This window comes from uncultured Corynebacterium sp. (assembly GCF_902489365.1).
Taxonomy (GTDB): Bacteria; Actinomycetota; Actinomycetes; order Mycobacteriales; family Mycobacteriaceae; genus Corynebacterium.
On the sequence record NZ_CABTZR010000077.1, the window covers coordinates 1 to 10,042 of the forward strand.

A 10,042-nucleotide genomic window follows, 5' to 3' on the forward strand; every position below is an offset into this window, starting at 1 on the left:
AGCGCGCTACCAAGCTGCGCCATATCCCGGTGTCTCGCTCTAAGCGGTACCGGATTACTGTAACGCACCCTGGCCTGAAAGGACAAAACGGCAGCGTGGAGGGGGTATCCCTAGGCGGCCTTCTCGGTGATGCGTAGCAGCGTCGCAGACGGGCGGCAGAACACGCGGAAGGGAACGAACTTCGAAGTGCCTAGGCCGTTGGAGATGTGCATGTACATAGGGCCGAACTTGTGTAGGCCCTCCGCGCGAACGCGGTCGATGCCGCAATTGGTCACGATGGAGCGCGAACCCGCCACCTTGAAAGGCAGGCAGAGCTGGCCGCCGTGCGTGTGCCCGGACAGGGACAGCTGGTAGCCGTCGGCCGCGAACTTCTCCAGGACGCGGGGTTCCGGGGAATGTAGCAGTGCCAGGGAAAGGTCGGCGTCCTCGTTCGGGGCGCCGGCGATTTCGGAGTAGTCATCTAAGTCGTGGTGTGGGTCGTCCACGCCGGCGGCAGCGAGGCGCACGTCGCCTACCTTGAACTCCACGCGGGCCTGGTTGGCGTCGTGCCAGCCGTGTTCCACGAATGCCGCGCGCATGCCCTTCCACGGCAGGTTCACGTAGGAGGGTTCGTTCTTTTTCCCAATCAGGTAGTTGAAGGGGTTCGGGATACGCGGCGCCCAGTAGTCGTTGGTGCCAAAACAGAACATCCCCGGGCGGCTCAGCAGTGGACCCAAGGCGCGGAGGACCTCGGGGACTGCGCGCTCATCGGAGAGATTGTCACCGGTGTTGATCACCAAGTGTGGGTCAAGGGCGTCGAGGCCCGAGACCCACTCGATTTTGGCTCGTTGGCCCGGGATCATGTGGAGGTCGGACACGTGCAGGATACGGAACTCGGACTCCTCGCGCAGCGTACCGGGCTCCAGTAGCGGCAGGGTGTACTCCTTGAGCTCAAACTTGGTGAGCTCTGAGTGCGCCCACGCGGCAACACCTAGGCCGGCGGCGGCGAGTCCGCCAAGAACAGGGAAAATCTTCACCTTCACCACACTACCTGGCCGGCAGGCGTAGATTGAAGGGCATGAGTGAGTTGAAAGAAACTATCCGTGCTGACCTCAAGACCTCGATGAAGGCCAAGGACAAGGCTCGTACGAGTGCCATCCGCTCTCTGCTGTCTGCAATCCAGGCGGAGGAAACTACTGGTTCCCGCCATGAGATCACCGATGAGGACATCCTCAAGGTCATCGCTCGTGAGATTAAGAAGCGCCGCGAGTCTGCAGAGGTCTACGCGGAAAACGGCCGCCCCGAGTTGGCGGAGGCAGAGCTTGTCGACGTCCCCTTCTTCGAGGCCTACCAGCCGGAGCAGCTTGACGACGACGCCCTGAACTCCCTCGTCGCTGAATCCATCGCCGAGGTTGAGAAGGACTCCGGCGAGCCGGTGACCATCAAGCAGATGGGCAACGTGATGAAGTTGGCCACCGCCAAGGCTGCCGGCCGCGCCGACGGTAAGCGCCTGTCCACCGCGGTCAAGGCCGCCCTCAACTAGTGTGCTAGCGCAGGAGCGCTAGCACCCCACGCTGTAGCTCCTCTTCACGCTTAGCTCGTTTTATGCTCTAGCTCGTTTTACGCTCCAGCTCGTTTTTACGCTTTAGCGCGCTCAGCGCTAAAGCCCGAAGAAATCCCGCACGTCGTTCGTCAGACGGTCGACATCCTCTTGGGAGAACAGCGGGTCGGACTGAGTAGCCGGCTGGCCATTGTCCGCGCCACCGCCGTTGCCGCTCGGCGCCGACGGGGTGTAGTAGCTGGAGTCTGAGGCGGCGGAGTTCGTTGAGTCGCCAGCGGAGCCGTCGGAAAGCTGCAGCGTTACCTCCGCGCCCTTCTTGGTGCCGGATGCGCCGGTGATGACACGAACCACCTTGCCGTAGCCCACGCCGGGCGCGGGCACCTCGGTGGTTTTAACCACGTAGCCAGCCTTCTCTAGAGCGGAGCGGGCTTGGCTTTCGGACTTGCCCTTCAGCCCGTCGATAAGCGGCGATACCGTGCCCGAATCATAAGCGCGGTCGTAGTCCGGCACCGTTCCCTTCAGTGCATCGGGAACGCGCGCAGCCATGGTGTAGAACGTCGATGCGGGCTCCTTGCCACCGAAGAGGTTGCCGTTGGCGCACTGGCGTACAGGCCCGGTGCACAGCGGGCTCGTGGTGGTGCCGTCATTGTAGATGTACGGTGCGGCAGCAACCTCAGAGTTGAAGCCGAGGAATGCCGAGGACTGGTTGGACTCCGTGGTACCGGTCTTGGCGGCGGCCTTGCCGCTGAAGCCCGCAGCACGCGCAGAATCGGCCGCCGTGCCCTTTTCAGTATCGGCGGTCATGTTGTTTTCCAGCGCCTTGGCCACCTCTTTGCCCACCGCGCGTTCGCACGGGGTGTGCTTGAGGTACACCTCGTTACCGTGGGAGTCCGTGACCTCCTCGATGGGGTTCGGCTCGCACCACATGCCTTCCGACGCCACCGTCGCGCCCACGTTGGAGAGTTCAAGCGCGTTCACCGCCGTCGGGCCGAGCGTGAAGGAGCCCAGGTTGGAGTCCTTAATGTGGTCGGCGATGGAGGATTCGCCGTCGTAGCTACCGGGCTCCTCGTAGGAGCGCAGGCCGAGCTTCACGGCGATATCGACGATGCGCTCGACGCCAAGCTGCTCGGTGAGTTGGATGAAGGGGGTGTTGGGGGAGTAGGCGAGAGTGTCCTGCATGGTCATCGTGGAGCCGTAGCTGCCGGCGTTTTCCACGCAGTACTTGTTGGGTGGGCAGTTCTCAGCGCCGCCGAAGCCTAGCCCTTCCGCCTCGTAGCGCTTGGGCACTGCCAGTTTGTCTTTGATGCCGTAGCCCGATTCCAAGGCGGCCGCGGCGGTAAAGAGCTTGAACACGGAGCCGGCGCCGTTGCCCACCAGCGAATTGGGCTGGGGCAGGAGGGTTTCGTTGTTGGCAAGGTCGAGCCCGTAGGTGCGCGAGGACACCATGGCGAGGACCTTGCGGGAATCAGTGCCCGGCTTGATCACGTTCATGACTTCCGCTACGCCCTCGGTATCCGGGGCGGTGTGGCTGCGTACTGCGTTGAGAGCTTGGTCCTGGACGTCGGGGTCAAGGGTGGTTTTCACGGTCAGGCCACCGCGTGCGAGATGCTCGCGGTCGATGCCCTTATCGGCGAGGTAGTCCGTCACGTAGTCGCAGAAGAAACCGCGATCACCCGCGCCGATGCAGCCATTGGGCAGCGTGGCGGGGCTATCCAACACGCCGAGGGGCTCTTGGGCATAGGCATCGGCGTCCTCCTGGGATAGGGAGCCAGTGTCGACCATAGCTTGGAGCACCACATTGCGGCGTTCGAGCACGCCTTCCTCGTTGGTGTAAGGATTGAGATACTCCGAGGATTGCACCATGCCGGCGAGCATCGCTGCCTGTGGCACGGTGAGGTGTGCGGCATCGGAGCCGAAATAGGTGCGGGCGGCGGCCTCGATACCGTAGGAGTGGTTGCCAAAGGGCACGAGGTTGAGATAGTTGGTGAGGATCTCATCCTTGGAAAGCTTGGCGTCGATATCCGTCGCCATGCGCATCTCGCGCAGCTTGCGGGCTATGGATTGCTCGGTTGCGGCTTGCCGTTCTTCATCCGTGGTGGCATTGACGAGGAGGAGATAGTTCTTCACGTACTGCTGATCCAGCGTGGACGCGCCCTGGGAGACGCCGCCCGCGGCCAAGTTGGTCCACAAAGCGCGGACGTTGCCCTGCAGATCGACGCCTTCGTGCTCATAGAAGCGGCGGTCCTCGATGGCCACGACTGCCTGCTTCATAGCGTCGGAGATCTCATCCGGCTGTACCGGATGGCGGCGCTGTTCGTAGATGTAGGCAAGGGGGTTGCCCTTGGCGTCCAAGATGGTGCTCACGCCGGGGGTATCCCCGCTGGTGAGATCCTGGATGTCCGATTGCATCGTTTCATTCGTTCTGGCCACGGCAACGCCACTGACGCCGGCGATGGGGGCGATGGCTAGCGCGATGAGGATGCCGACCAGTGCTGTGGACAGGACGAGCTTTCCCAGGGATTTGATGACAGTCACCCTCCACACACTAGTGCTTTAGGGCGACAACCGGGAGACCCCCCTAAAGTGTGACCTGTTAGACAGGTATACCGGTCTGTGAATAGACTTACCAATGGTACATAATATTCCGTCGGGTTGAGGGTTATTCATGATCTTCCACTACGACGGGGGGAACTTGGAAGGAGTTACCTAGCCATGGCAGTCAGTGTCAAAGGTGCAGGACGGTCCGCAATGGTAAAGAATGCCTCGTTAACCTCCGAGCGTGGTGAGTGGGTTACCCAAGCCAAGTGCCGCAACGGTGACCCCGATGCGCTTTTCGTGCGAGGGGCAGAGCAGCGTAAGGCTGCGGTGATTTGCCGTCACTGCCCAGTGCTGAACGAGTGTCGCGCGGATGCCCTTGATAACCGCGTGGAGTTTGGTGTGTGGGGCGGCCTCACGGAGCGCCAGCGCCGCGCCCTTCTGCGCAAGAATCCGCACATCACCAGCTGGGCGCATTACCTTGCTGAGGGTGGCGAACTCATCGGTATTTAGTAGCATTGGGCCCATGACTAAATGGGAATATGCAACCGCGCCGGTTCTTACACACGCGACGAAACAAATCCTCGATTCCTGGGGTGAGGACGGCTGGGAGCTCGTCACTATCACCCCGGGCATGAACCCGGAGAATGTCGTCGCCTATTTCAAGCGCCCTCTGGAGGAGTCCTAATGGGCGCCCTCGCACGCCTGGAAGAACTCGGCGTCGAGCTTCCTTCTGTCGCGGCCCCTCTCGCGTCCTATATCCCGGCCATCCAGGTAGGAAACCAGGTATGGACCTCCGGTCAGCTGCCCGTCGTAGGCGGCGAATTGCCTGCTACCGGCAAGGTTGGCGCAGAAGTGGACCTCGAGAAGGCGCAGGAGCTGGCGCGCACGGCCGCGCTCAACGCGTTGGCTGCTATCGATGGCCTCGTGGGCCTCGACCGTGTCACCCGCGTGGTGAAGGTGGTGGGCTTCGTCGCCTCGGCTCCATCCTTTACGGATCAGGCCGCGGTTATCAACGGCGCCTCGAACTTCCTCGGGGAGGTCTTTGGTGATGCCGGTGTTCACGCGCGTTCTGCAGTGGGGGTAGCGGTCCTGCCGAAGGATTCCCCCGTTGAGATCGAAGTTATCGTAGAAATCGCTGAGTAATCGGATAGGGTTAGAACCATGGAGCATCCTGCATATAGCCAATTGCGTCCCGTGAGCCAGTCCGTCGGTGTCGTGCTGTGTGATAATCCCAGCTACACCGCCTTGGAAGGCACCAATACGTGGATCATTCGCGCCGGAGAAGATTCCCGCGCCATTGTGGTCGATCCGGGCCCAGAGGATGAAGGTCACCTCAACGTTGTGACCGCGAAAGCGGGCGAGGTAGCGCTGATCCTTCTCACTCACCGCCACGATGATCACGCCTCGGGCGCTCAGCGTCTGCGCCAGCTCACTGGCGCTCCGATTCGCTCGTTCGATCCGAACTACTGCAACGGAGGGGATGCGCTTGTCGACGGCGAAGTGATCACCGTCGACGGCATCACCCCGCAACTCGAGGTGGTCCATACCCCTGGCCACACTGCGGATTCCACCTGCTTCTTCGTATGGTCCGAAGAAGCTAAGAACTCCACCCTGGAGGGAATTCTGACCGGTGATACCATCGCTGGCCGTCACACCGTGCTCCTGTCTGAGACCGATGGTGACTTGGGTGCCTACCTGAAGACGCTGGACCTTCTCGAAGAGCGCGGCAAGGATGTAGCACTCTTCCCGGGGCATGGCCCGGACTTGGAGGACACCTCCGCGGTTGCCCGCAAGTACATTGACCGCCGCCACCACCGCTTGGATCAGATTAAAGAGGTCCGCGGGCGCCTTGGTGAGGATGTTGACGTTAAGACCCTCGTCGATGAGATGTACGACGACGTCGACCCGGTCCTTCGCCACGCCGCCGAGCAATCCACACGCACTGCGCTGAAGTACCTCGCGGCTCAGAACTAAAACACCGCATAGGAAAATCCCCCGAGAAATTCTCGGGGGATTTTGCATTGGGCCAAAGCCGCCTGGAGGCGGCTTATGCAGGCTCGGCCTTTAAGACCTAGCGCGCGCGGCGGGCCAAGTGCTCGGTATCGACGATGAGCACCGACTTGCCTTCCAGGCGAATCCAGCCGCGGTGGGCGAAGGTGGCCAGCGCCTTGTTGACAGTCTCGCGGGACGCGCCGACGAGCTGGGCGATCTCTTCCTGAGTGAGGTCGTGGTTCACGCGCAGTGCGCCGCCCTCTTGCGAGCCGAAGCGGTTAGCCAGCTGCAGCAGGGTCTTGGCCACGCGGCCCGGAACATCGGTAAAGATGAGGTCCGCCAGGTTGGCGTTGGTGCGGCGCAGGCGGCGAGCCAGAACTCGCAGCAGCTGCTGCGCAATCGCCGGATGATCGGCCACCCACTGCTTGAGCATCTCGGAGTTCATCGTGGCGGCGGTGACCTCGGTGACGCACACAGCAGACGAGGTGCGCGGGCCCGGATCGAAGATGGAAAGCTCACCGAACATGTCGGACGGGCCCATCACGGTCAGCAGGTTCTCGCGGCCATCCGGGGCGTGGCGGGCAAGCTTAATCTTTCCCGAGGTGATGATGTAGAGGCGGTCGCCCGGCTCTCCTTCCTCGAAAATGGTGGTGCCGCGCGGGAAACGGACGGTTTCCATTTGCTCGATGAGGTTCTGTACTGCTACCGGATCGACGCCCTGGAAAATGCCAGCGCGGGAGAGGATGTCCTGTACGCCTTCCACTGTTACTCCTTAAAGCCTGCGCAGCGAGGAAAACACTTGGACGCAAGCTGGTTTGGTCTATTTTGACGCACCTAGTCTCCAGTGCGCCACGAGGCACTGCACAACATCATACAGTGCAATTAGTCACTATTTCCACCAACGGGAAAAATAGTCACACGCCTTTACTAATCTTTTTAATTCTCGAAGGCCGTTGCCTCTAGCTTTTCCATGAGAATGGCAAACAGAGCGAGGCACAGCGGGACGAGAACAACGAGCGAAATCATGCTTTCCATTCTAACTGCCGTCACTAGAGTTACCTCTATGTCCCCTGACCTTTTTGCACAGCATGACGATGATACCGAGGAAGCGCGTGTTGCCCATATCCGTACTGCCCTCGCGGACGAATACCCCGATGCCGACTGTGAACTAGACTTCACCAACCCCCTTGAGCTACTCGTAGCGACAGTACTTTCAGCACAGTGCACGGATGCCCGCGTCAACCAGGTCACCCCGGAGCTGTTCGCTGCTTACCCTTCCGCGCCGGATTATGCCGCCGCGGACCGCGCTGACCTTGAGCGCATTCTCCGCCCGCTCGGATTCCAACGCACGAAGGCCGGCCACCTGTTGGGTATCGGTGAAAAGCTCGTCGCGGACTTCGATGGGCAGGTGCCACGCGGCATCGACGAGCTCACCTCGCTGCCCGGCGTCGGCCGCAAGACCGCGCTGGTGGTGCGCGGCAATGCTTTTGGCCTGCCGGGGATCACGGTGGATACGCATATCACGCGCCTGAGCCAGCGGCTTGGATTGACCAAGGCGAAGACCCCGAGGGCGATTGAGAGGGACGTCGCCAAGCGCGTGCCCGAAGAAGAGCACACCGTGTTTTCGCACCGCCTCATTCTCCATGGACGCCGTGTCTGTACCGCCCGGAAGCCGCAGTGCGCGGCCTGCGCCCTCGCCCCATGGTGCCCGTCACGAGGTTAAGGTGGAGCAATGAGCCAATACTCTCGATGGCCCGGATACGTGAAGGCGAGCATCGTTGCGATTGCCGCGTTGGCGGCGCTCGCGTTCGTCGGCGTGGTCAACCTCCTCGAGAACGATGAGCCCGAGGTCGCCGTCCCCGAGGCACAGGAACAAGAGGTGGCCAAGCGCCCCAAATGCCCCGAGGGACCGCTTGCCGGCGTGGATCTTCCTTGTCTCGGTGCGGCCAGCACCGCTGCGGCGAAGAACGTCCAGATCGTCACTGTGTGGGCGTGGTGGTGCGAACCGTGCCGCACAGAGCTGCCCTTCTTCGAAGACATAGCGCGCTCGCACTCGACGTGGAATGTCGTTGGCGTGCATGCGGATGCGAACGCCGCCAACGGTGCTGCGCTTCTGAGTGACCTGCAGGTCGACATCCCCAGCTACCAGGACGAGGATGGGATCTTCGCTGGCGAGCTCGGGCTGCCGGGCGTCATCCCCATCACCCTCGTGGTGCGCGATGGCAAGGTAGAAGAGAAGTTCATTAAACCTTTTACCTCCGCCGAAGAATTGGAGGAGGCCGTCGAGGAGGTTCTTCAGTGAGCCGACTGTTTCCCGCGCACGCCCCTGAGTGGCTGCGCCCGGCGCTCGGGGTTGATACAGACAAGGTCCAAGAACGCCTCATTCGGCATGTCCCGGCCGCCAAGCGCCGGCGTGAATCGGCAGTGTTGGTGCTGCTGAAGGGGACGAGTTTTGAGGATGGTGAGGTGCTGCTCACGCACCGCTCGCCGTCGCTGCGCTCGCACTCGGGCCAGATTGCCTTTCCCGGCGGGCGTAGGGAGGAGGGGGACGCCTCGCTTGTCGACGTCGCCCTGCGCGAAGCCGAGGAAGAAACCGGCCTCGACCGCTCCACGGTCACACCTCTTGAGCAGTGGGGCAAGCTGGACATCCGGGCTACCGGCAACACCGTGAGCCCGGTCCTGGCGTATTGGCATGAACCGGGGACCGTGTGGCCGGCGAGCCCGGCGGAGACCGACGATGTCTTCACCGTCCCGCTGCGCGAGTTAGCGGATCCGGCCAACCGCCTGATGGTGGGGTTTAGCCGCTGGAAGGGGCCGGCATTTCGGACACGCGGATACGTGGTGTGGGGTTTTACCGCGGGAGTGCTCTCCGGGCTGATGGACCATGCGGGCTGGAGCGTGGAATGGGATAAGAATATGGTTCATGATCTGCGTGACTCACTCAATCGCTCTTTGAATAATGAGAAGATAGGCTAGTTCTGCTCCTTTTAGCCCTTAAGAAAGTATTCCCTCTGTGTCCTTAGTCGTTGACGTTCTGATCGTGATTGCCGTGCTCCTCGCCGTGCGCGTGGGCTGGCGGCAGGGCGCCTTAGCAGCGGTCCTCGCCGCAGTGGGAATCATCGCGGGACTGGTGCTGGGAACCGTGCTGGCCCCACTGGCGATGGGCCTGACTGACCAGGCGGCCGTGCGCTTCTTGCTGGCCGTCGGCGTGCTCATTTTGCTGGTGGGGCTGGGGCAGCTGGTGGGGACGTCGCTTGGCATGGCGTTGCGGGACCGCATGCGTACGCGGTCGGGGCAGCGCGTGGATTCGTCGATTGGCGCGGTGTTCCAAGCTGCGGCGGCCATCGTGGTGATTTGGTTGGTGTCCTTGCCCCTGGCCTCCAATTTGGGAGGTCAGCCGGGGCAGGCGCTGCGTGAATCGCGCGTGCTGAGCTCGCTGAATGCGGTGGCGCCTTCGCGCCTGGCAGCGTTGCCGAATGGCTTGGCTGCGCTCCTCAACGAGTCCGGGCTGCCGCCGTTGGTCTCGCCCTGGGAGCGTTCCGGCGCCGATGTTGAGGTGGATGCGCCCGCGGTGCATATTGGGGATCCTGAGCTCGCGGAACGCGTGCGGCCATCCGTTATCCACGTGCTGGGTGATGCCGAGGCGTGCTCGCGCCGCCTGATGGGCTCGGGCTTCGTTACGGAACCGGACTACGTCATCACGAACGCTCATGTTGTGGCGGGTACGGATAAGGTGCGTCTTGATACCGTGCTCGGGCTCAAGGAAGCGGACGTGGTGTACTACAACTCGGACGTGGACATTGCTGTGCTGCATAGCCCCGGATTGGGATTGGATCCTTTGCCGTGGGCGGAGCAAACGGCTGCTACCGGGGACGATGTCATCGTCTTGGGCTTCCCGCCAGCGGGGCAGCTCACGGCGGACCCGGCGCCCCCTGCGGGTTGCCCTCTCCATTCCTGTCCTGATATTTCGTC

Annotated in this window: 12 protein-coding genes; 9 read left to right on the forward strand and 3 right to left on the reverse strand. The window is 62.1% G+C overall.

The window, feature by feature from the left end; all coding sequences use genetic code 11:
* Positions 1-110: 110 nt before the first annotated feature.
* Positions 111-1,016, reverse strand: coding sequence for a metallophosphoesterase (locus RDN59_RS09915; RefSeq protein WP_308607698.1), 906 nt, complete (start codon positions 1,014-1,016; stop codon positions 111-113).
* A 41-nt stretch (positions 1,017-1,057) separates the two neighbouring features.
* Here RDN59_RS09915 and RDN59_RS09920 point away from each other — a divergent pair, with 41 nt between their 5' ends.
* Positions 1,058-1,522, forward strand: a complete 465-nt coding sequence (locus RDN59_RS09920; protein WP_070547183.1) for a GatB/YqeY domain-containing protein — start codon at positions 1,058-1,060, stop codon at positions 1,520-1,522.
* A 117-nt stretch (positions 1,523-1,639) separates the two neighbouring features.
* Here the strand turns inward: RDN59_RS09920 and RDN59_RS09925 are convergent, their stop codons facing one another.
* Entirely contained in the window at positions 1,640-4,075 is a 2,436-nt protein-coding gene (locus tag RDN59_RS09925; RefSeq protein WP_308607699.1) for a transglycosylase domain-containing protein, read from the reverse strand.
* A gap of 177 nt (positions 4,076-4,252) precedes the next feature.
* On the opposite strand from RDN59_RS09925, the gene RDN59_RS09930 reads away from it, so the two are divergent.
* From RDN59_RS09930 to RDN59_RS09945, 4 genes are read left to right on the forward strand one after another with little or no spacing between them, the layout of a single operon-like run.
* Positions 4,253-4,588, forward strand: coding sequence for a WhiB family transcriptional regulator (locus RDN59_RS09930; protein WP_175974779.1), 336 nt, complete (start codon positions 4,253-4,255; stop codon positions 4,586-4,588).
* Between the two features lie 13 nt (positions 4,589-4,601).
* Entirely contained in the window at positions 4,602-4,763 is a 162-nt protein-coding gene (locus tag RDN59_RS09935; protein ID WP_010189965.1) for a DUF4177 domain-containing protein, read from the forward strand.
* Positions 4,763-5,221, forward strand: a complete 459-nt coding sequence (locus tag RDN59_RS09940; RefSeq protein ID WP_070701246.1) for a RidA family protein — start codon at positions 4,763-4,765, stop codon at positions 5,219-5,221. Before RDN59_RS09935 ends, RDN59_RS09940 begins: the two co-directional genes overlap by 1 nt.
* A gap of 18 nt (positions 5,222-5,239) precedes the next feature.
* The gene (locus RDN59_RS09945) at positions 5,240-6,052 is read left to right on the forward strand and encodes an MBL fold metallo-hydrolase (RefSeq protein WP_308607700.1); all 813 of its coding nucleotides are present in this window, start codon (positions 5,240-5,242) and stop codon (positions 6,050-6,052) included.
* Between the two features lie 97 nt (positions 6,053-6,149).
* Here RDN59_RS09945 and glxR read toward each other — a convergent pair whose 3' ends face one another.
* Positions 6,150-6,833, reverse strand: coding sequence for a CRP-like cAMP-activated global transcriptional regulator GlxR (gene glxR / locus RDN59_RS09950; RefSeq protein ID WP_046647888.1), 684 nt, complete (start codon positions 6,831-6,833; stop codon positions 6,150-6,152).
* A gap of 300 nt (positions 6,834-7,133) precedes the next feature.
* Between glxR and nth the strand changes: the two genes are divergently transcribed.
* From nth to RDN59_RS09970, 4 genes are all read left to right on the forward strand, one after another.
* Positions 7,134-7,793, forward strand: a complete 660-nt coding sequence (gene nth / locus RDN59_RS09955) for an endonuclease III (protein ID WP_308607701.1) — start codon at positions 7,134-7,136, stop codon at positions 7,791-7,793.
* Between the two features lie 9 nt (positions 7,794-7,802).
* On the forward strand, positions 7,803-8,372 hold the full coding sequence (locus tag RDN59_RS09960) for a redoxin family protein (protein WP_308607702.1): 570 nt from the start codon (positions 7,803-7,805) through the stop codon (positions 8,370-8,372).
* Positions 8,369-9,046: a CoA pyrophosphatase gene (locus RDN59_RS09965; RefSeq protein ID WP_308607703.1), complete on the forward strand. Its 678-nt coding sequence runs from the start codon at positions 8,369-8,371 to the stop codon at positions 9,044-9,046. The genes RDN59_RS09960 and RDN59_RS09965 overlap by 4 nt, the downstream gene beginning before the upstream one ends.
* A gap of 37 nt (positions 9,047-9,083) precedes the next feature.
* Positions 9,084-10,042: MarP family serine protease (locus tag RDN59_RS09970; protein WP_308607704.1), on the forward strand; the 959-nt coding region annotated here is incomplete at its 3' end.

What these genes read in the sequence shown, in the direction of transcription:
- RDN59_RS09930 (WP_175974779.1), top strand. Translation starts at nt 4,253, where the DNA reads ATGGCAGTCAGTGTCAAAGGTGCAGGACGGTCCGCAATGGTAAAGAAT.
- nth (WP_308607701.1), top strand. Translation starts at nt 7,134, where the DNA reads ATGTCCCCTGACCTTTTTGCACAGCATGACGATGATACCGAGGAAGCG.
- RDN59_RS09920 (WP_070547183.1), top strand. Translation starts at nt 1,058, where the DNA reads ATGAGTGAGTTGAAAGAAACTATCCGTGCTGACCTCAAGACCTCGATG.
- RDN59_RS09960 (WP_308607702.1), top strand. Translation starts at nt 7,803, where the DNA reads ATGAGCCAATACTCTCGATGGCCCGGATACGTGAAGGCGAGCATCGTT.
- RDN59_RS09940 (WP_070701246.1), top strand. Translation starts at nt 4,763, where the DNA reads ATGGGCGCCCTCGCACGCCTGGAAGAACTCGGCGTCGAGCTTCCTTCT.
- RDN59_RS09945 (WP_308607700.1), top strand. Translation starts at nt 5,240, where the DNA reads ATGGAGCATCCTGCATATAGCCAATTGCGTCCCGTGAGCCAGTCCGTC.
- RDN59_RS09935 (WP_010189965.1), top strand. Translation starts at nt 4,602, where the DNA reads ATGACTAAATGGGAATATGCAACCGCGCCGGTTCTTACACACGCGACG.